We start from the raw sequence: 22,030 nt of genomic DNA, 5'->3' as shown, positions 1-22,030 counted from the left end.
AGGCTGATTGAAAAATCAGCCTTTTTTTTGTCTTAATGGTGCTTACACCTAGCTTAAACTCGCTTTTTTACTACCATTAAAACAAGCACATTGAGTGTACACACATAAGGATCAATTTATGCTAAATTTAAGGCGTTTTAGTATTTTTCAGCGGCTGTCATTACTTGTTGGCATAGTTATTTTTGGCTTAATTGTATTAAGTATCTCTAGCTTAACTCATCAATATAGCTCACTAAAAAACGAGCAATATCTAAAAACCCAAAATGTGGTAGAAACGGCATACAGTGTTATTGAGCATTTCCACCAGCTTGAACAAAATAATACACTCACACAAGCACAAGCTCAAACGCAAGCACTTGAGGCCATAAAAGCGCTGCGCTATGACAAAACAAATTATTTTTGGGTAAACAACTACCAACCCAAAATGGTAATGCACCCAATAAAGCCTGCGCTTAACGGTAAAGACTTAACTAATAATAAAGACCCCGATGGCAAAGCACTTTTTGTAGAAATGGTTAACATTGTAAAACAACAAAAAGAAGGGTTTATTCCTTATAAATGGCCAAAACCAGGAAAAGAACAGCCAGTAGGTAAAGTCGCATTTGTAAAAGGCTTTAACCCGTGGCAATGGATTATTGGCTCAGGCGTATACCTAGATTCAATAGATGAAGCGTTTAGTGAGCAGCGTAATCTAATCATAATTAGCGCCTTAGTGATGATTATTGCTGTCATTGTATTAAGTTACTTTATTGGTAAAAGTATACTCACGCCGACTCGCCTTGCCGCAGAAATGATGAAAAACATATCGCAAGGTGAAGGTGACTTAACCCGTACGCTAAACGAGTCGGGCAATGATGAAATATCCGAGCTGTCACGTTCTTTTAATTTATTTGTTTTAAAAATGCGCGAGTCGTTAGTACATGTATCGCACAGTGCAGATGATGTAAGCCGACACGCTCACACAGTTGATGAGTCTAGTAGAACAAGCCATTCCTTCATTGAGCTACAAAACGACAGTTCTACACAAGTTGCCGCCGCCATGGAGCAAATGACGCACCAAATTCATGATGTGAGTCGCAATGCCGAAGCCGCTGAACAAGCCGCCAACGATGCAGCACACAATGCTTCAACCGGTAAAAATGTGGTGGCCAGTACCATTACCGCCATAGAAACACTCTCCAGTAATATAGAAACAGTGAGCCAAGTAACTGAAGATTTAGCAAACGAAAGTAATAACATAGGCTCTGTGCTTGATGTGATCAGAAGTATATCGGAGCAAACAAACTTACTCGCACTCAACGCTGCTATAGAAGCGGCTCGTGCAGGAGAGCACGGCAGAGGCTTTGCAGTTGTTGCCGATGAAGTACGTACACTCGCAAGCAGAACCGGGCAAAGCACAGATGAAATTCAAACCATGATCACCAAATTGCAAGAAGGCGCTAAAGCAGCAGTAGAGGCGGTAAAATCAAGCCAAGCACTGTCGGTGACGACTGTAGAGCAAGTTTCATCTGCCGATACATCGCTCAATGAAATAGAAAGGCTGGTATCCATAATTACCGACATGAACAGCCAAATAGCCCGTGCCACCGAACAGCAAACGCAAGCCGCTGACGAGGTTAATTTACGTATTAACGAGCTATCTCAATCAACCGAGCAGTCGTTAAATAATACCAAGCAGCTTACCGATGCCAGTGACAACCTTAAACAAAGTAGCCAAGGGCTTTCGAGTGTGGTTAATCGCTTTAAGTTAAAATAATTTAAAAACAAAAGCCCTGAATTAACAGGGCTTTTTTATTACATAAGCGTTTTTAGCTTATACCATTTCGCATAATTAAGTGATCTATTTTTAGGATGGAAAAACGTGTTGATACCTAGGCAAAAAATTTTCTATTTAGTTGTAAATGAAAATTTTTACCACAGATAGCGACACGTCTAGCCCCTAAAATGATTAGGTATTATTGCAAGTTGGTATTACAAACAGTAGCGTGCAAATAAGCTGGTTACTGATGCAGCAGTTGGCTTGCCATGCTGCCAATCACCGCCTTCAACACCACTACCAGCAATGTCCATATGTACATAAGGAAGCGGCTGCTCAGAGTCGTTACCGTGTTTATCAAGTCCGCCAACAACGGCTAAAAACGCCATAGGGAATTGATGCCCGCGAGCGGTAACCGCAGAAGCCGCATTATTACTTGATAAAACATCATCAGCTAAGGTACGCGGTTTTATAAAGTCGTAGTCTTCACGGCGAGAGCGAGAAACCTCTGCTGCATCTGCCCATAAATCACCGCAATCCGCTATTTGACGAGACGTATTAGCACTGCGTGCTGGGCCGTTTTCAACATACGCACCGTAAGGTCCCATAGCACGTGCCGCATGGCCTGTAAGAGTGGCTACAGTAAATAGAGTTGGGTTAACTTGTGTTTTAGCCAAGTCTTTCATTTCGCTAAGTAGGTCACCCATAGCTAAACGCCCTTCGGCATCGGTGTTACCAATGCGTACGCGTACGCCTTCACGACTAGTAATTATTTCATCTGGTACAAAACAATCTGAACCAATCGAATTGCGAACCACCGCTAAATAAGAAATCACTTTAACGCCTTTTGGCTGATAATCAGCAACCGCTTTCATAAAGCCCGCTACAGATGCAGCACCGCCTTTATCGCGGCTCATACCTGCCATGTAACCGCCTACTTTTAAATCGGCGCCGCCGGTGTCGTATACTAAACCTTTACCCACAAACATTAGCGTACGCGTTACTTCACCCTCTGGTACGTACTCTAGTTTTACTACGCGTGGGTGGTGGCGCTCAACCGCATAAGATGCGCGCGCAACGGTGCTAAGCATAGGGTAGTTTTTATCTATTGTGTCTATGTCGTCAATCACATCAACTGCCACTGTAGAGCCTTTGAAAAGCTCAACACAGTAATCGGCAAAGCGTGGTGGCGCCATACGTTCAGGCTCAGTACCGCATAAATCGCGCGCAGCATATTGGCCTGCAGCAATTGCGTTAACAGCTTTTACTGTTTGCTCACTCGCATCAATTAAACCAATTTGCGTAATTGGCTCAATACTTTCACCGTGGTATTCACGCGCCTCTAAAGGTTGCCATAATGCTTGGCATGCACCTAAATACGCCACCTCTAATGCATGCTGGTAACGCGCATCCGTATGTAATTTAGGTAAGTAAATAGCAGGGTTTACACTGCCCGCGGCTTTTGCTTCGTTAATCGCGAGTTTGGCGGCATCAAAGTAGCGTCTTACATCATCGTAATCGCGATTAAGCGGCCCTGTAGGTGCTAAAACAACGCGTAGATTATCAATTACTAAAAACGTAACTTGTTTACCAATACGAGAGTCTACTTTAGCCTGTGATTCAATGGCATCACGTAGTGAGTTATTCGGAAGTTGAGAAAAGTCATCACTAATTATAATAAGTGCATCGTGAGAAAATGCTGCAAAGCTTGCACTGAGTGATTGTGCAGCTATCGCTTGAGGATATGCCATAAGTAAAGCTCCTGTTAGAAAACATAAGAGGCTATTATCGTTGATATAAAAACACAAAACCAGCCACCTGCGATGAGCTCATTTTAATCTGGCAACTTGGTGTTACACTCAAGTACACTCTAATCTAGAATGCTCAATTGTAGATTTAAATTAGGTTCATTTTTAACACCCACCCCTATGCCTAGTAAACGCACCGGTTGCTGCATACCCCGTTGATACGCTTTTGAAAGTAGCTCAGTAAAAATAGCTGTGTTTAATTGATGATGAGCTTGATCGGCACTGGTCACCACAAAATTTGCAAATTTCACTTTTACGCTTAATTTATTTATACGATTTTGTAGCTGTTGTTTATTAAGACGCGCTGTCAGCTCTTCCAGTAATTTAGGCAACTGATCTAGACACTCTTGTAAGCTATTTTTGTTGTATTCATAAGTATGCTCAACACTGAGTGATTTACGTACTCGCTCGGTTGTTACTTTACCAATGTATTCGCCAGCACATTTTTGATAAAGCGATACACCAAAATTCCCCACATGCTGTTGCATCCAATTCACACCTTTCTCGCGAACATCTTTACCTGTATACAATCCTTTTAAATTAAGCTTTTCAAGGGTGACCTTACCCACACCAGGTATTTTACCCAGCGGCAAATTATTTAAAAACGAATCAACTTCATCTGGTAATACAACGAACTGGCCATTGGGTTTGTTTTCATCGCTAGCAATTTTCGCAATAAACTTAATGGGAGCAACGCCTGCAGAGGCAGTGAGGCCAGTAGCGTTGAAAATATCGGCTCTAATTTGTTGAGCAATAAGCGTAGCACTACCTTTAAATGCCGAGCTATTGGTGACGTCTAGGTAGGCTTCATCAAGCGACAAAGGCTCTATTAGGTCAGTATAACGTTTAAATATAGCCCGTATTTGGTTAGAAATTTCTTTATAAACAGCCATTCGCCCAGGCACAATAACTAAATCTGGGCATAATTGTTTGGCATGATAGTTAGACATAGCCGAGCGTACACCATATTCGCGCGCTTTATAGTTTGCTGTAGAAAGCACGCCTCGGCGACTATTACCACCAATGGCTAAAGGCACATTGGCAAGATTGGGGTTATCACGCATTTCAACCGCTGCATAAAAGCAGTCCATGTCGATATGAATAAACTTTTTCATTACCACATAACAACTGTTTATTTATACAGCCATTATTAAGGATTCACTTTCATTAAGCAAGGTTAATAAAGCCAGTTTACTTGCTAAAGTAAAATCGCTAGTAAGTTTGGCGTTTAAATTAAGCAAGCTTTATACAGCTTTTAAAACGGCAGCTTAAAGCGCTTTTCTTTTTTAAAGCAATGTAGCCAAAAAACAAATTCCAATAAAAACCCCGCAGCTAAAAGCATGATACCGCCTGAAGCATTACCCATAGCGTAGCAAGCAAAAGATGCTATAAAAATTAAACTGGCTAAAGCCCAATTAATTATATTTTGCATGTGTGTTCTCGTGTGTGTGGTCTGTGTTAATTAACTGTAGTCCTAAAAATAAATAGGTACAATCATCTTATAAAAAAACATGGTATTTATTGTCTTGAGCTACAAACACCATATTGATAACCTGATTCATTTAAAACTAAGAGTACACATACATGCAAAGGTTCAAAGAACAGCACCCTATTCATACCGATATCACCGTCGCTTGGGCCGATATGGACGCCCTACAACATGTAAACAACGTGGTGTACTTGCGTTACTTTGAAATTGCGCGCATCGACTTTTTAAATAAAATAAACCAGTTTGATACGATAAAACCAGGTGACGTAGGTCCCGTTATTAGCGAAAACAACATTCGCTACAAGCGCCCTGTAACCTTTCCAGATACTTTAACCGTAGGTATTACTATTTCGGATATAAAAAGCGACCGCTTTATGATGAATTACTCTGTATATAGTCATGCACAGCAAGCTGTTACTACAACAGGCTACTCTCAAGTAGTTATGTTTGACTTTAAAACGGGGCAAAAGGCGACGATCACTGAGCCATTATTATCGGCATTACACCAATTCGCTTAATTAAATAGTATGCGAGCTGGTATTAATAAGCCACACTCAAGATCTTACACAATTTAAGGATTTTACATGCAATACAGTCCGTTAGGCAGCAGCGGGGTTGATGTTTCAAGAGTATGCCTAGGTAGCATGACTTGGGGTAAACAAAATACCCAACAAGAGGCAGATGAGCAAATAGCCTATGCCTTAGCGCAAGGCGTTAATTTTATTGATACCGCCGAAATGTATGCCGTTCCTCCTTCACCAGACACTTACGGTAAAACAGAGCAAATTATTGGTAACTGGCTAAACCGCAACCAACAAAAACGCGGTGATATTGTATTGGCCACTAAAATTGCGGGCAACGGCTTGTCGTGGGTACGTGATGGCGGCGATATAACACGCAGCGCGGTTATTGAGGCTGTAGATAACTCCCTCAAGCGTTTACAAACCGACTACATAGATTTATATCAATTGCACTGGCCTAATCGCTCTACCCCGCATTTTGGCAGGCAGTGGCCAGGTAAACTTACTTTTAGTGACGTAAATACCGAGCAACAACAAGCTGGCATGCTAGATATTTTAGAAGGCCTTAATGAGTGCGTTAAAGCCGGCAAAATAAAATTTTGTGGTCTTTCAGATGACACGCCATGGGGCGTTAGCCAGTTTTTAAATTTAGCTAAAGCGCATAACTTACCGCGAATAGTTTCGATTCAGAACGAATTTAGCCTAGCGCACGCTAAAGATTGGCCCTACTTAATTGAGCAATGTATTCATGAAGACATTGCTTATTTACCTTGGTCGCCGCTTGCTGCTGGCCTACTAACGGGTAAATACCTAAACGGTGCACGCCCAGCGGGCTCGCGTTGGACATTTATGCAGCGAAATGGCATTTTCAGGGATACCCCTAACGCGCAAAAAGCAACGCAGCGCTATGTGGATTTGTCGCATGAAATTGGTATAACACCGGCACAATTAGCCCTTGCGTGGTGTAATCAAGTCGATGGCGTTACTTCATCAATTATTGGTGCGACTAATATGGCGCAATTAAAAGAAGATATTGACGCATTTAACTTAACTTTAAGCAATGACACCCTTGCTGAAATTGGCGCAATTTTTAAAGATTACCCGCAGCCATACTAAAGCAAAATAATAGGCGGTTTAATTACTGCCTATTCCGTTGTTAAATTTGAACATATGCAAAGTAAAACTATACTAAAGTTAACTTAAATGGATTATTTTTAGTGGGTTATGCTTAAAAATATAGTTTTATTTTGCGTTGTACTGGGTGGTTTTTCACATTACGGGTACGCTGACAATACACACCCAATTGAAGAAATTGTGTGGTTACAAAGTTACACGCCTCCGTTTCATATAGATAAAGACTCACACGCCCCTCAGGGTGGGGTTTGCGATAATCTCACAGAGCAACTCATCCAAACTATTGATGATGTAAAACACACGCGCTTAATTGTGCCGCAAGAGCGAATTAATAAGCACTTAAATGAAGGCGATAATGTGTGCTTTCCGTGTGTGATTCATAAAAAAACAGCTAATGATGTACTACAGTTTTCTACCCCAACAACGGTATACCCGCCCTTTTCGGTTTTAACCACGCAAAAACTGGCAGCAGAAATACAAGCTCGACACGGGAACCCTATTAAACTTATTCATTTATTGTCGGACGAGCAATATGTATATGGTCAAGCGGCGGCGCGCAAGTTTACTTCAGAAATTAATAAAATAATCGAAAATACCACGGTGTATCGTAAAGCATCGCTGAGCTGGAGTAGTGAAAATGAAAGCCAAGCAGTGATTGCTCGATTAAGCCGCGGCTTTTTAGATTACACAATAGACTACCCGTTTCTGGGAGATTATTTTGTAAATCACAGTCGATTTAAAAATATTGTCAGTGTACCAATAGAAGAAGACTCCCGAAAATTTGTTTTAGGAGCGATAGGATGTGCAGTAAGAGCGCCAAATAACTTTGCTACCAAAGCGCTTGATAAAATCAATAAAGCGCTACATAAGCAGGTATTACACTCGCCTGCTTATATAAATAGTCAGCGTTTTTGGTTAGAACAAAGTTTCCCTCAGTTTTCTAAGTATTACCAACAGCAAATACTTAACACGACTGAACCTGCCAACGTTGAGATAACAAACACGCCGAATTAGCATATAGGCTAACTGTAAATACACTGTTTGCAGGCACTTCCCCAACGCCTGCAGGTGTCCCGGTCATTATTACATCGCCATTTTCTAAGTGCATAAACTCATTAATTTCACTTAAAATATCTTTAGGCTTGTGTATCATAAATTGTGTATCACCTTGCTGAATAACTTTATCGTTAATTTTAAGCTCAAACGTAAACGCCTGCTCAGCATCCGCAATACTTACAAAGGGCGTTAGTAATACCGAGCCGTCAAATGCCTTCGCGCGCTCCCACGGTAACCCTTTATTTTTAAGCTTACTTTGCACAGTACGTTTAGTTAAATCTAACCCTAAACCGACGCCCGCTAACTCATTATTTTTAATAATAAAACACAGCTCAGTTTCAAAGTGCAGCGTGTCGTTATTATGCGTAGTAAATAAGGTATCCGTTATGGCACTATTTGGCTTATTAAACAATACCATTTGATCTGGTAGCTCATTATTAAGTTCGGCAATATGTGCGGTGTAATTACGCCCAACACACACTATTTTCGAGGGCGTTAATAACTCACTTTCTAGTTTAATTGACTGCATAAAATCACTTCTAAGTTACGTGCTGATCAAGGTTTCTAATAAGCTCAGATTAATCGGTTTTAAAAGTACATGATTAATATTTAAATCTTTAATCTGCTTAGGATCAGGCTCTGCACCACTAACAATCACTAAGCTTAAGTTAGGGTAACGTTCATTAATTTGCTTCCCTAAATCTACACCACGGCCGTCAGGTAAATGCATATCAAGCAATACCTTATCAAATTGCTGGTCATGATTTAGGGTTTGTAAACACTGTGCACACGTTGAGGTGATCACAGTTTCTACTCCTAGACTCTCTAGCAGTAACTGTGTAATTTGCGCAGCATCTTGGTCGTCTTCAACCAACAAAAATCGCTGTTTTTTCTCTACTACCGCTTTATCACTGTGTATGTTTTTAGCTTGAGGCGCGTGCTCTGGAGATACTAAAAAATCTTGTAAACACTGATACAAAGAGGAGCTATCAACGGGCTTAGGTATTACATCGTTAAAGCCGAGTGCGGCAAGCTCTTCGTGTATGCCTTTCATTGTTGCGGCTGTAAGCGCAATAATTGGGCCTGTGTAGCCCATTTTTCTAAGCTCTATGGTGGCTTCTTTCCCCCCCATTACAGGCATATGGATATCAATGAAGATGATATCGTATGGGGAGCGATACGCTTGTGCGATTCTTACTTTTTCAAGTGCTTGTTGGCCATGCTCTGCATAATCTACACGCGCACCACACGTGCTAATCATATGACCAACTAACATCCGTAAATCGCGTAAATCATCAACCACTAATACGCGGCCTGTTACTTTACACGGTGCAGATTTTGTCTGTAACTGCGAGCCACTACTAAAGTTTAATACTTGGCGTTCCACTTCACTAATATCGCCTGGGTACACTGAAATAGTAAAAGTAGAGCCTTCCCCCATTCTCGAGGTTAAATCAATACTGCCGTGCATACGCGTTAATAGCTCAGCACAAATAGCGAGCCCTAAACCAGCGCCGCCAACAGATCGAGATTCAACATCGGCTATTTGCTCAAAGGGTTTAAAAATGAGTGCTTGTTTTTCAGGGGCAATCCCCATACCTGAGTCTTTAATACTAAAAAATAGCATCTCTTGCCCTTCAACCCACTCGGTCCAGGCGCTAACTACAATTTCGCCTTTTTCAGTAAACTTAACCGCATTATTGATTAGGTTAATGAGTATTTGACGTACGCGGGTGGCATCAAGTCTCACAATAAGCGGTAAAGGCTGTAGAGACTCAAAGCGAAGCTTTAAGCCTTTATCAAGCACAGATACACGCATTAAGGTGTAAACATCAGCAAGCATGCTATCTAAGTTTACTTCACTTAATGTAAGCTCTAATTTGTCAGCAGCAATTTTAGATAAATCGAGCACGTCATTTAACAAGCTCAGTAGGTGTTTACCGTTTCGGTAAATAACCCCTAATTCGTTCTCGGCCTGTTTGCTAAAGTCACTTTGCAGCAATAGCTCTGTGTAACCTAATATAGATGAAAGCGGGGTACGTAATTCGTGGCTTAAGTGGGCTAAAAACCTATCTTTTGAGCGGTTTTCAGCTTCGGCTTTTAAACGCTCTACTCGCTCGCCTTCAACATCTTTACGTGCCAGCGCATAACGTATAGCACGGGCAAAACGGCTCGAGCTCATTTCTGTTTTTATAAGGTAATCTACAGCACCGGCATCCAGCGCTGCGGAGTCTAATTCATCATTAGATTGCCCCGTAAGCATAATAATTGGCCCGCTAAACCCATTAGCAATGGCTTTTTTTAATACACTTAGCCCATTTGAGGCACCTAATCGGTAGTCAAGCAAGCATATATCGTGCTCGTTTTTACTTAATATGCTTATTGCCTGCTCAGGAGAGCTTATCCAATCTATGTCAAATGTATGTGAATCTAACTGGTCTAAGTAGTCGCGTGTAAGGATGTAATCATCTTCATCATCTTCTACTAAAAGTAAGCGAGTCACTTTATCTAACATGCTATCTCCTTTCAATGGCATTTAATAAGCCCCTATTTAGGGGCTTATTGTTGCTACTTATACCAATTCGTATGATTAAGTATTATTGCGGATTGGTATTATTTAGTCGTTAAACGTTGTTGGCAGCTCTACAAATTCAACCCAGTATTTTCCTAGGGTTTTCATTAAATCAACCAAGCCATCAAACGTTACCGGTTTCGTTATGTATGAAGCTGCGCCTAGATTGTACCCTTTAACCATGTCTTCTTCTTGCTTAGAGGTGGTTAAAATAACAACAGGTATACCTTTAAGGTTAGGGTTTGCTTTAATAGCCTCAAGTGCTTCACGGCCATCCATGCGCGGCATGTTTAAATCAAGCAAAATCAGACCAGGGCGTGGCGATGAGCTTTTATCTTCAAACTTACCCTTTCGCTCTAAGTACTCTAATAATTCAACCCCATCTTCCACAAAATGCAGCTCGTTTAGTACACGGCTTTCAGCCAGCGCATCTTGCGTAAGTAGGCGATCGTCCTCGTCATCATCAGCCATTAATATTGTAATAGGTTTCACTTTTGAATACGGCATCTAAGCCTCTCCTTGAAGTGTGAAAAGCGTTGTTTCCACAGGTAATTTTATTATGAAGGTTGCCCCTTCACCGTCTTTACTATGAGCGGTAATTATCCCACCATGCCGCTCAACTATACGCCTACAAACTGAAAGCCCAATCCCTGTGCCTTTATATTCCGAGCGCCCATGCAAGCGCTGAAATGGTACAAATATTTTATCAGCATACTCTTGTGAGAAACCAATACCATTATCTTTTATAGTGATAATTTGCCAGCCCACTTTTTCGTTATGATCTTCGCTAAACTCGTCTTTATACTCGTACGCTACGCTTATATGTGGCTCTTCACCTGGTTTTCTAAACTTAACAGCGTTAGATAGTAAGTTTAAAAATAGCTGCTGCATTTGGCTTTTATCGGCCTGAATAACTGGCAGTTCGCCCACCTCTACTTGCGCATTACTTTCATTTATGGCGACCTCTAAATCACTTAAAATATCGTTCACTACGCCTTTTAAGTCAGTGTCGTCAAAGTCTTTACCTCGCGTTGTTACCCGCGAAAACTCTAGCAAGTCGTTAATAAGATTAGACATACGTTGTGCTGCATTTTTCATACGGCCTATATAATCGATGCCTTTTTCGCCCAGCTCATCTTTAAACATGGTTTCTAGGCGATCACTAAATGCTTGAATTTTTCGTAGTGGTTCTTGTAAGTCATGGCTGGCAACAAAAGCAAACTCTTCAAGCTCACGGTTTGAGCGGCTAAGCTCATCTGAATATAAGGTAAGCTCTTGGGTACGCTCAGACACTTTACTCGCAAGTGTTTCGTTTTGCCTTTCAAGTTCTTCGCGGTATTTAGCCTCATTTCTTAAATTTAGCCGTGTTAATACAAACATACCTATTATTAAAAGCGCACTGGTAACCGCTGTAATAGCAAAGGTGATTTTTGCCTCATTTTTTATTTGTGCCAACTTCGAAAAATGACTTACCTTAAACAACAGTTCTCGTTCTTGAATATCATTAACTTTAGCGCGAATATCTTTGTACAGTTCTCGCCCTTTGTGCGTATTTAATAAATACAATGCACGGCGTTCTTTATCATTAGTGGCAAGTTTAACCGTTTTTTTAAGCTCGTTAATTTTAGCTTCGGTTAACACTAACAATTGTGCAATTCGTTCTGCTTGTCCATCAATTTCAGAATGTAGAGACTTTACATGCTGTATTTGCGATTCTATTTGCCCTATCGCATCGTAATAAGGCATTAGGTAGTCATCTTCTTCGGTGAGTAAGTAGCCACGCTGGCCAGATTCTGCCTGCACAATTGATAAATGAAGGCGCTCTATAGCATCTGCTAATAAGCTGGTATTATCCAAACTTTTTTGTGTTTGCGTTAATCCTTGAATAGTACTTAATGCTAAAAATGCATTACCTACCACTATGCATAGTACTATCGCGATAAAAGCGGCCCACGTTATATTCGTTTTACCCTGCTGCTTTTGCTTACTCATTATATGTAAATACCTAATTTTAAATGGCTACTTATTATTAAAATCAGTAATGTTTTGTAAGCTTTCGCTACATTGCTGACAGTTTGAAATTATTTTATCGAGTGCTGCTAACGCTTTGTCTTTTGGCATATCGTTTTCTAACACCAGCTTAATAAGCTCTGCATTCATAGAAATTCTATTTAGCGGCGCTCTTGCATCGTGTACCAGTTTATTTAGCGTATTTACTTCTTTTTCCTCACTCATATTACTTCCTATACTTTTTTAACCTGAACTCTGGTTAACAAACTTACTAAAATATTAAATTACAGTAATCACAAAATTTACTTTCTCTAGCCAGAGATTTTCAATGAAAACAAGGCAAATTTACGCGTCAATAGCTGGCCTATTGCAAAAAATTTCTACGTAGTTAACGTTGAAAATAGCTGCTAGAGATAGGTTTATTATTTACAGTTCAGGTTATTTATATTCTCCAATTCCACCGTATGCGTTTAATCGGTTATACAACGTTTTTGTGCTGATCCCTAGCATTTGCGCAGCGAGTGTTTTATTCCCTTGCACTTTATCTAGCGTGGCGTGAATTAGCTCTTTTTCAACTTCTTCGATTGTTTGCCCAGCCGAAACATGGTTGTCTGCTGCTTGCGTATTTACCCGCGAAAACGGCGACTCTAAGCTATCTGGTAAGGTAATTTCACTTGTCTGCGGATCGCTCATAATAAAGGCACGATGAATAGCATGGCGCAGTTCACGTACATTACCCGGCCACTCGTATTGCTGAAGCTCTTTGAGTTGCTCATTATGCCAGTAAAACGCAGTGCCATTTTCATCGTTAAGCTGTTCTAAAAAAGCTTTAGCAAGCAATGGTATATCTTCTTTTCGTTCACGCAGTGCGGGTATATCTATAGGGAAAACCGCAAGTCTGAAATAAATATCTTCACGAATAACATTATTTTGTGCCAGATCAGTCAGTGAACGGTTAGTAGCAGAAATAACGCGGCAGTTTATAGGCAATTCACGATTGCCACCTACGCGTGTTACCTTTTTAGTTTCAAGCACACGCAGTAAGTTTGGCTGCATATCAATAGGCATTTCAGTGACTTCATCTAAAAATAATGTGCCGCCATCAGCTTGCTCAAATACCCCTTCTTTACGGGCAATTGCACCAGTAAACGCCCCTTTTTCATGGCCGAATAGTTCACTACCGATTAGCTCTTTAGATAAAGCACCACAGTTGCTTGCCACTAAAGGACCCTCGCATTGGCTAGCATTATGAATAGCCTGCGCAACCACCTCTTTACCAGCACCACTTTCACCCATTAGCATTACATTAGCATTGGTTTTAGCTACACGCTCAATCATGGTGTAAAGCTTTTGCATTGGCGCTGATTCACCAATTAGACTATTAAAGTGGCGTGTAATAGCTGGAGCTTTTGTCTTTTTAACTGTTTTTTTAGGGCCGTTTAATACCAGCTCTAGGTCTTCGCGTTGTAGTGGCTTTAATAAATGCCCAACATCTTGCTCGCACATATCTGCCAAAATCCCTTTTACTGAAGGGTGGCCAGAAATAAGCGTTACTTTAGGAGACTGTCCAATCATTTTTAAATGATCAAGCAAATGAAGGCCACTGCCATCTGGCAGCATAAAATCGAGCAACACATGATCAAAGGTATTATTTTCAAACCATTGATGCGCTTCTTTTAAGCTGGTTGCAGTACAAATGTTGTGTCCGAGGAATTCGACAATGTGGCAAACAACGTCACTAAATTCAACGTCATCGTCGACTAAAAGTATGTTTAACATGATAAATCCCTATGCTTTTCTTGTTATTCTACGCGCCCTATTATGCAAATAAAAGGGGCGACAAGAATCTCTAAAAAATGATTAAACTATTGAGTCTTTTAACGTTTAATTTTAATAACCAAGTATGTACGTACACTTAAGCCATATCGATCATAATTTTTTTAGAAATTATAATTATTTTCATTACTCACCCATTATACCAGCTGATACAATTTTAACGTCATAAAAAGGAGACAAAATGCAATTATTAAAAACCATGGTTCATCCTGGTATAAATTTAAACCAAGGCACTCAATTTACTCGCCGTACAGGCCGCGCTATTGTGATTAAAGATGCACATATTTTATTAATGTATACCCGTCGCTACGAAGACTACAGCTTACCCGGCGGCGGTGTGGATGAAGGTGAAACCCTAGAGCAAGGGTTAATAAGGGAGCTTAGCGAGGAAACTGGCGCGCAAAATATACAAATTATTAAACCGTTTGGGTTATACGAAGAATACCGCCCTTGGTATAAAGACGACTTTGATATTATACATATTCAGTCGTATTGCTATCTATGCGATGCAGACAAAGCACTTGGTAAAGCACAGCTTGAACATTACGAGCAACAAAATGGTATGACGCCTGAATGGGTTAATATTCACGACGCCATTGCACACAACGAGCGCACAATCAGCCTTAGCGACAAACAAGGGTTGTCTATCATTCGTGAAACTTACCTACTAAAACAAATAGCACAGCAACTGTTTAACTAAGGCTGTAAAAATTGCATAAAGCAGTATTTTTTACTGCTTGCTCATTACTTAGTTTTAATTTTCGCCACATCATAAAACTTAAAGCTATTACTATTCAAATACTTAAGCTAAATTTTGCTTTATAAAACAAACTGGCTTTGTGTTTGCACCCTTACCGATAACTAATTTGTAAGGAGATAAAAATGAGTAACACAGTTAAAACGATTAATCCCGCAACTGAGCAAACCATTGATACCTACACACTGCTTTCTCAAGAAGAAGCTGAACAGGTAGTCGAAAAATCTCACGAAACATATTTAAAATGGCGTCAAACTTCATTTACCGAACGTGCTAAATGTTTAAATAAATTAGCCTCTTTATTTGAAGAGCAAAAAGAAGCTATTGCTAAATTAATGACCGAAGAAATGGGTAAAGTGTACGAGCAAGGCTTTCAAGAAATTGAACTGTGCGCTGGTATTTGTCGTTACACAGCCGAAAACGGCCCACAAGTACTTGGCGATGAAGAGCGCGATATGGATGGCGGCCGCGCTATTATTAGCTACCAGCCAACCGGTGTTTTATTAGGCATTCAGCCTTGGAACTTCCCGCTTTATCAAGTAATCCGTTACAGTGCCGCTAACATTATGGCTGGTAACACGACCGTACTTAAACATGCGGGCAATGTATTTGGCATGGCAGAGAAAATCGATAGCTTATTTAAACAAGCGGGCTTCCCTGACTATTGCTTTAGCAACTTACTGATTGATGGCAAAACTGCCAGCGCGCTTATTTCGCACAAAGCAATCAGCGGCGTAACCTTTACAGGCAGTGATGGCACGGGTAAAAAAGTAGCCGAAGAAGCCGGCAAGCACGTTAAAAAAACAGTGCTTGAGCTTGGCAGCAACGATGCCTACTTAGTTCTTGATGATGCCGATTTAGACCTTGCTGTTGAAACCTGTGTTACAGGGCGCATGATCAACAACGGCGAAACTTGCGTATCGGCAAAACGCTTTGTGGTTGTAGAGTCATTATATGATGACTTTAAAGAAAAAATTAAAGCGCAATTTGAAGCATTAAAAATGGGCGACCCGATGGCTGAAGATACAGACTTAGGCCCAATGGCTCGTGAAGATTTACGCGATAAAATTCACGACCAAGTAATGCAATCTGTTAAAGCCGGTGCAAATGTAGTTACAGGTGGCGAGGTACCTTCGCAAACAGGTTACTACTACCCACCGACTATTCTTGATAATTTATCGCCGGGCATGCCAGCATACGACGACGAATTATTTGGCCCTGTAGCCTCGCTCATTAAAGCAAAAGACAACGACGATGCAATGCGCATCGCTAACGACTCTCGCTATGGTTTAGGCGGTGGTATTTTCTCCAAAGACGAGAAAAAAGCCATAGAACTGGCTAAAAAGCACTTTGATACCGGTATGATCAACATTAACGGTTACGGCCTTGCCCAACCCAACCTACCGTTTGGTGGTGTTAAAGAAAGTGGCTACGGCCGAGAGCACGGCGGCTTTGGTATGCGCGAATTTGTGAATATCAAATGCATTATGATTAATAGCTAATTTAGCTACACACGAAAAATACGCGTATTAAAAGAGTATTTATACGCGTTTTAAAAATGTTATTAAGCCTAAAGGTGAGCAATCACTTTTAGGCTTTTTTATGCGCGAATCTGCAGGTTTTATGCACTTATATTCCTATCCAACAAGTGTATTTAAAGCCATAAACACAGTGAGAAAATTAAAACTAAGCTGACAATTGATATGGAAAAACTGATACTAAGCTTAGAGTTCAGATAGGCTAGGCAGGTAAGAGCGATGTGCAACCGGTAGGTAAACTCGTTGTGAACATAACCTCATTAGGGTATTTAATCAGTAACGCCTCGCACCAGTGGCCGGCCGTAGGACGATTCGTATGTTCAGGGCAAGATCGGTCATTAACGGCCATTCAATCCCTATATAGGTAACCCACTAAACGCGAGCGTTTCAACGGGTTACTTGTCCGCCTCGAGTTACAGGGCCATGGACTATTACCGTCGACGAGATCGGCTCACCGTCCCGGCTCCATTCTCCGTGATCGTTCGCGTTAAGCGTAACGGTCACCGTGTTCTCACCCGGTTGCATCAAGCTGCCGGGTAAATGGAACCACATCGAATATGCCCGCGCGATCTTCGCGCCGTTCAAGTAGATATGGGCGTGGCCTTCGTTGAAGACCGATTTGCGGTTGATCCGCGACGGGGTGAAGGTAAAGTTCTCCGTCAGAATTTGCACATTGTAGCCGTCCATCGCGTCGGGGAAGACAAGATGCGTCACCGTGGGCGCGGGCAGTTCGGCGGACACTTCACGGGGCGGATGGGAATGGCCGACCATGCCGCTCATAGTCATTTGCATCGGTGCCTTGGCAGTGTCCGATGCCCCATTTGTATCTTGAGCAAGCGGGAAAAGAGTCATCACGATCACCGCGACGGCGGCCCCGATAATGAGATAGGCGAGCTTTTCCATCGCGCGCTGCCTTATTGACCCGGAGGCGGGGGCAGAACCGCGCGCAATTCATCGACCGAAATGCCAAGGGCTTCCGCAGCCGCGTCGAGATCCGGTGGGCCATCGCCGAGGGCCTCGGTCAGGGCTGCCTCACTGACGCCCAATTTTTCGGCCACAGCTTTAAAGTCGGGGCGGCCGCCACGAGCAGCTATTTCGACCTCTCCATGATAGCAATCAATGGAATAGGGGGCTTCGTCCGCGGTCAGATGGTAGTGATAGATGCCATCGGAAAACTCGGGGGTGACGCCAAAATGCCCGCCGCATTCATCCAGATCGGCATTGGTCATCACGACACCGCCCTCCCCCTGATTGGCATACGCGGGAAACCCATCCTGCAACACGCCGATCATTCTCGAATGCTCCCCTCTTACGTCGACCTTGGAACTCAGGCAGATCGGTACGCCATGATAGTGGTAGGTTGTGCCGTCGCCCAGAGGGTGGCCGTTGCATTCATCCACAAATGCCGCGTGATCGTGGATGATGTTGTCGTCGAGAGCCACGATGGTCTGCTCCATATCCTCGTAGTCATTGAAGATGCGTGCCCCGTTGATGGCGAACCCGATCTCCCCCAACATTGTCTGGGTGGGCGTTTCAGAATAGACGGGCTGCGTGGTGATCGTCGTGTCGATGAGAGATGCCTCGATGTCGCCTGCATCAAGCGTCCAGAATGTCGCGTCCGGGTTGGTACTGAACGGCATCATACTAGGATCGTCCGGAACCAGATAGGCATCGGCTAAATAGGTTGAGGGGATGCCATCTGATTGGTAGCGGAACGTCCGCTCTTCGGGGTTCAGCGTGATGGTGACGTTGTCACTCCACTGCGCAGCCTTGATTCCGGCAGTGGTGTCAACGGCGAAACCAGACACATTCTGCGTGTCGGATGACGAAAAGTGCAGTACGCATACGGCAACCAGGACCGATGCGGCAGCTGTGATGTAAAGAGCTTTGTTCGACATTCTGGGTATCCTTTTATATTTGAAGTTCTACCAAATGCAAAGCCTCTGGCTCAGTTCTCATCTAGATTGCGGCAGCTGTGCGGCGTCGCGCAACTCCGAGCCTAGCACCTTGCCCCCATGCCGGTTCCGCAGTCTTAATGTCAACGTGGTGAGCGCTTCGTTATCACGCCAGGCGGCGTGAACCTCAACAAGCGTGACCTGGCTCACCGCACGCTTCGTTGCGATAGGCTCGTTGTCTATCGCATAACAATTTTATAGTGCGCCATTCATGCATCTTCCTGCCGAGGTTACGCGCATGTGCATGTATTACTAAAACTATTTTTAACAAAAAATGTAATGCAATGCCAACTATAATATTTTTATTAACACTAAAGGTATTCAGAAAAAGAAGATACGCTCATTGTTCATTTTTTTGAATATATGCGCGAGCTACACAGTGTGGAAATCAATTAACTCTTATTTTAAGTCAAACTCAATGTTTAGCTATTTCTGAAAAATAGATATTAGGGCATTTATTCCAACTCACTTTGGGGCAGAAACGAGTTAAACCGGAAAGGCAACTCCACGCCCAGACCCACTCAACTGCATAAAATATTGATCATAAGGCAAGGTATTTTACTGTGTCGGATGGCGCTTCGCTTATCCGACCTACACAAGCTGATGAAGTACCATGAGTTAAACTTGGGCGTTCAAGTTTAAACATATTCAACTAACAGCTAATAGCTAAAAACTAATAGCTATCACTTCTTCTCAAACCTTGGCACCTTTCGCTTATCGGCTTTGCTCATAGCAAGCTCTTGAATTTCTTCTTGCTTAAGCTCTTTTGGTTTATCTTCTAATGATTGCTGCTTGGCGTTTTCAAACACCAGTTCGGTAAGTAATGCAAAATGATCAGAGCCATATTTAGCAAGGCGCTTAATGCGTTTTACTTTAAAGCCTTGGCTGTGAAATAAATGGTCAAGCGGCCAGCGCATAAAAAAGTAACTTGCGTGAAAGGTGTTGTAAAAGCCACGGCCTTTACGTGGGTCTAAAAAACCACTTATTTGCATAAATAAACGCGTGCTGCGCGACCAAGCTACGTCGTTTAAATCGCCGGCTACAATGGTCGGGCGTGATGGATTTTTAAGTGCTTTTGCCACCATTATGAGCTCCGAGTCGCGTGGGCGCGATGAGTCTTCTTCAGTAGGGCTTGGTGGCGCGGGGTGTATAAAGTGCCCTTGCATTTCAAGGCCTTCATTGTTTTCGAACAATATATGAATTGAAGGTATATCGTCTTCAATGAGCTCACATATTTGCGCATCAAGGATTTTAAATTTACTGTATAGGTGCATGCCATAACGGTTGTCTTTTGGGCACTCTATAAAGTATGGGTAGTTTTTTTTAAGAACAGCTAATTTGTTTTCCCACCAGCTATCGCTTTCAAGAGTTATCAACAAATCAGGCTGGTGCTTATCAACTAGTGAGATTAGTTGCTCACTATTGTGGTTTGACATAAGTACATTAGCCGACATGATTCTTACACTGTGATCTTCGCTCACTGAGGCGGTTTTAACTTCTTTTTTAGCAAGCCAAGTGTAAGGAAATATCCATTTCCCTTGTAATATCATGGTTAGTAATGCGGTTAAAGCAGTATACAAGTACCCGCTATTGCCGCTTTGCCACAGTAAATACAACGACACGACTGCAACAGCGCTAGCTATATAAAATACCTGAAGTCGGACAAAGTCGCAGCTGCGCACTAAATAGTGCTGACTGTACGACATAGGTAACAAGGTCACTAATAAAAAAAAGCCAATGATTAGAGCCAGTGCAATGAGCATTTAAATATCCTTATAAAGTGTACTTAACGAGTTAGAATTGAAAGTATTTCTCGGGTGTCGTGCACCATATGAATAATTGTACGGTCAATTTTTATACTTACTGTACCATTATCTCTGGAGCGTTCAATAACGCGGCCTTTTTTATATACATTGCGATCTAGGTAATCGCCTTTGTGGTAACGCTTACTTAGCCCTGGTGGTGTCCAACCAGCACGTACTAATTTTTTGTGCTGCTTTTTAGATAGTTTATTGCTGCTTTTATAGTTGTGCTGCTGATGTTTATGGTGGCCGTTTTTATGGCCGTGATTGTCTTTATTGGGCTTTGCCTGGGCATTAATGCTAACCAAGGCGCCTGCTAAAAATACAGTGAATAAAAACGCTTTCATAAATAATCTCTAATAAAGTTAATGACTAAAGATTATCAAACACGGCTGAACATCGTATGAAACTTAAAAATAGCTTTTATCGCTGCTTATACTGTGTTTTACAGTGGCTGCGCATTATGGCTGGGTCTCGTAATTTTAAATGCTTTGTTTTACGCCCTGCATGACGTTTACGCCACACTTTAAAACTGCCCTTTGAAATGTGCCCCCTCATAAACGATACAAGCTGTGAATAATTAAGTCCGTATAACTGCTCTATAGCCTCAAAGGGAGTTCTGTCTTCCCACGCCATTTCTATGATTCGCGATTGTTGCTCTGCGTTAAACATGGTTATCTCTTAAAAATTTAAACTTATACGAGAAGAAAAAATACATAGATCATCACCTCGAGGGCGAATATCACTGTATAATAAACACACTAACATAAGAAAAAATTGGATTTATATTTATGCGCACATTACTGCTGCTTTTAGCTTTTAGTTTTTAGTTTTTCTTCGCTATTATTAGCCGCGCCAAATAAAACGCTACGCTGTGCAACGACTCACTACCCGCCTTTTACAATTTACGATACCCAAACGCGCACTTTTACAGGCATAGATATAGACTATTTAACTTTTATAGAGCGTAATTTAGGTGTAACCATTGAGGTGGTACATTTACCGTGGGCACGTATAAAAAAAGAAATGAAGTTAGGCTACTACGATTGCTACTTTTCGTTGGCAAATAATACTGAGCGAGCACAATATTTAGAATTTACTAATGAACCACTACACACCACCCAATTTGGTTTATTTAGCACAGAAAAAGAAAACCTTAATAATGACTTATCAAATTCACGTATTGCTATGCTAAGAGGCGTTAAATTACCCAGTGTACTGGCAAAAGAATATAATCTTAAACAAAGCAACTTTATGCATTCACTTTCAACCAAAGCCACGTTTGATTTGCTTGATAAACAGCGTGTTGACTACGCAATTACTAATTATCAAGCCGGTTTATGGTACTCAAAAGGCTATAAAAACATACATGCTAAGCAGCTTGAAGGGTACGCCCTGCCTGTTTATATTGCTTTTAAGCACGGCGTAGTCGATACCACACTCGTTGATGAACAAATAAAACGCTATAAAGCGCAATTCGGTGTACGCTAATGAAGGTAGCCCATGTTAACTAAATTACCAAAATGGGTTGAGTATGGCGCGTTTGCATTAGGGCGTGTTGATCTTTGATGGTTGAATTTGCAGCAGTATGTTTGGTTTTTAGGCAAGGCAGAGCCTATGAAGTGTGGTTACTCCCCATAAATAGGTGATAACGCAGCATAAATGCCAAACATGCGCTGCCCTTTGGGTTCTGCCTAGGGGCGACAAACTCTTTGTTGCCTACATGGATGTAGGTAAGGGGCGTGAGCAGGACGCGGAAGCTTTGCTCGGTTTTTACTTAGCCCACTAGGTTACAA

Annotated in this window: 20 protein-coding genes; 7 read left to right on the top strand and 13 right to left on the bottom strand. The window is 41.9% G+C overall.

All coding sequences use genetic code 11. The features are described 5' to 3' along the window. Positions 1-118: 118 nt before the first annotated feature. Positions 119-1,756 (top strand): methyl-accepting chemotaxis protein, encoded by a 1,638-nt coding sequence (locus AN389_RS15795; protein WP_055015315.1) that lies wholly within the window; start codon positions 119-121, stop codon positions 1,754-1,756. A 215-nt stretch (positions 1,757-1,971) separates the two neighbouring features. Here the strand turns inward: AN389_RS15795 and AN389_RS15790 are convergent, their stop codons facing one another. Further along, entirely contained in the window at positions 1,972-3,507 is a 1,536-nt protein-coding gene (locus tag AN389_RS15790) for a leucyl aminopeptidase family protein (protein WP_055018157.1), read from the bottom strand. A 119-nt stretch (positions 3,508-3,626) separates the two neighbouring features. Next, positions 3,627-4,679: a DNA polymerase IV gene (gene dinB / locus AN389_RS15785; protein ID WP_055015313.1), complete on the bottom strand. Its 1,053-nt coding sequence runs from the start codon at positions 4,677-4,679 to the stop codon at positions 3,627-3,629. 469 nt (positions 4,680-5,148) lie between these two features. On the opposite strand from dinB, the gene AN389_RS15780 reads away from it, so the two are divergent. The 3 genes from AN389_RS15780 to AN389_RS15770 all read left to right on the top strand — a co-directional run bounded on the left by AN389_RS15780 (position 5,149) and on the right by AN389_RS15770 (position 7,722). Next, a complete protein-coding gene (locus AN389_RS15780) occupies positions 5,149-5,571 on the top strand; it encodes a thioesterase family protein (RefSeq protein WP_055020222.1) in 423 nt (140 codons plus the stop codon). Positions 5,572-5,637: 66 nt separating this feature from the next. Then, on the top strand, positions 5,638-6,690 hold the full coding sequence (locus AN389_RS15775) for an aldo/keto reductase (RefSeq protein ID WP_055018179.1): 1,053 nt from the start codon (positions 5,638-5,640) through the stop codon (positions 6,688-6,690). Positions 6,691-6,798: 108 nt separating this feature from the next. Continuing rightward, a complete protein-coding gene (locus AN389_RS15770) occupies positions 6,799-7,722 on the top strand; it encodes a hypothetical protein (protein WP_055015310.1) in 924 nt (307 codons plus the stop codon). Here the strand turns inward: AN389_RS15770 and AN389_RS15765 are convergent. The 6 genes from AN389_RS15765 to AN389_RS15740 form a co-directional block, all read right to left on the bottom strand. Next, on the bottom strand, positions 7,673-8,293 hold the full coding sequence (locus tag AN389_RS15765; protein WP_055015309.1) for a fumarylacetoacetate hydrolase family protein: 621 nt from the start codon (positions 8,291-8,293) through the stop codon (positions 7,673-7,675). The two genes, AN389_RS15770 and AN389_RS15765, sit on opposite strands and share 50 nt — an antisense overlap. Positions 8,294-8,308: 15 nt before the next feature. Next, complete coding sequence (locus AN389_RS15760) at positions 8,309-10,279, bottom strand: hybrid sensor histidine kinase/response regulator (protein ID WP_055015308.1); 1,971 nt, start codon at positions 10,277-10,279, stop codon at positions 8,309-8,311. 102 nt (positions 10,280-10,381) lie between these two features. Beyond that, positions 10,382-10,843, bottom strand: coding sequence for a response regulator (locus AN389_RS15755; RefSeq protein WP_055015307.1), 462 nt, complete (start codon positions 10,841-10,843; stop codon positions 10,382-10,384). After that, positions 10,844-12,328, bottom strand: a complete 1,485-nt coding sequence (locus tag AN389_RS15750; RefSeq protein WP_055020221.1) for an ATP-binding protein — start codon at positions 12,326-12,328, stop codon at positions 10,844-10,846. It abuts the gene before it with no gap. Between the two features lie 27 nt (positions 12,329-12,355). Next, complete coding sequence (locus tag AN389_RS15745; RefSeq protein WP_055015305.1) at positions 12,356-12,571, bottom strand: histidine kinase; 216 nt, start codon at positions 12,569-12,571, stop codon at positions 12,356-12,358. A gap of 213 nt (positions 12,572-12,784) precedes the next feature. Continuing rightward, positions 12,785-14,125 carry a sigma-54 dependent transcriptional regulator gene (locus tag AN389_RS15740; RefSeq protein WP_055018182.1) on the bottom strand — a complete coding sequence of 447 codons (1,341 nt, stop codon included), beginning with the start codon at positions 14,123-14,125 and terminating at the stop codon, positions 12,785-12,787. 238 nt (positions 14,126-14,363) lie between these two features. Here AN389_RS15740 and AN389_RS15735 point away from each other — a divergent pair, with 238 nt between their 5' ends. Continuing rightward, positions 14,364-14,882, top strand: coding sequence for an NUDIX hydrolase (locus tag AN389_RS15735; protein WP_055020220.1), 519 nt, complete (start codon positions 14,364-14,366; stop codon positions 14,880-14,882). A gap of 182 nt (positions 14,883-15,064) precedes the next feature. Beyond that, positions 15,065-16,441 carry an NAD-dependent succinate-semialdehyde dehydrogenase gene (locus AN389_RS15730; RefSeq protein ID WP_055020219.1) on the top strand — a complete coding sequence of 459 codons (1,377 nt, stop codon included), beginning with the start codon at positions 15,065-15,067 and terminating at the stop codon, positions 16,439-16,441. A gap of 423 nt (positions 16,442-16,864) precedes the next feature. Here AN389_RS15730 and AN389_RS15725 read toward each other — a convergent pair whose 3' ends face one another. The 5 genes from AN389_RS15725 to AN389_RS15705 all read right to left on the bottom strand — a co-directional run bounded on the left by AN389_RS15725 (position 16,865) and on the right by AN389_RS15705 (position 20,906). Continuing rightward, positions 16,865-17,380: a hypothetical protein gene (locus AN389_RS15725; protein ID WP_055018184.1), complete on the bottom strand. Its 516-nt coding sequence runs from the start codon at positions 17,378-17,380 to the stop codon at positions 16,865-16,867. 11 nt (positions 17,381-17,391) lie between these two features. Next, the gene (locus AN389_RS20675; protein ID WP_055015300.1) at positions 17,392-18,375 is read right to left on the bottom strand and encodes a YHYH protein; all 984 of its coding nucleotides are present in this window, start codon (positions 18,373-18,375) and stop codon (positions 17,392-17,394) included. A gap of 740 nt (positions 18,376-19,115) precedes the next feature. Then, positions 19,116-20,195: an endonuclease/exonuclease/phosphatase family protein gene (locus tag AN389_RS15715; protein ID WP_055015299.1), complete on the bottom strand. Its 1,080-nt coding sequence runs from the start codon at positions 20,193-20,195 to the stop codon at positions 19,116-19,118. A 23-nt stretch (positions 20,196-20,218) separates the two neighbouring features. Then, complete coding sequence (locus AN389_RS15710) at positions 20,219-20,581, bottom strand: hypothetical protein (protein ID WP_055015298.1); 363 nt, start codon at positions 20,579-20,581, stop codon at positions 20,219-20,221. Positions 20,582-20,657: 76 nt separating this feature from the next. Then, on the bottom strand, positions 20,658-20,906 hold the full coding sequence (locus AN389_RS15705) for a TIGR03643 family protein (RefSeq protein WP_055015297.1): 249 nt from the start codon (positions 20,904-20,906) through the stop codon (positions 20,658-20,660). Between the two features lie 231 nt (positions 20,907-21,137). Between AN389_RS15705 and AN389_RS15700 the strand changes: the two genes are divergently transcribed. Continuing rightward, positions 21,138-21,725, top strand: coding sequence for an ABC transporter substrate-binding protein (locus tag AN389_RS15700; protein ID WP_146258091.1), 588 nt, complete (start codon positions 21,138-21,140; stop codon positions 21,723-21,725). Positions 21,726-22,030 lie beyond the last annotated feature (305 nt).

The sequence above is a fragment of the Pseudoalteromonas sp. P1-7a genome, assembly GCF_001401855.1.
Taxonomy (GTDB): Bacteria; Pseudomonadota; Gammaproteobacteria; order Enterobacterales; family Alteromonadaceae; genus Pseudoalteromonas.
This window is presented reverse-complemented; position numbering and strand designations above follow the sequence as displayed.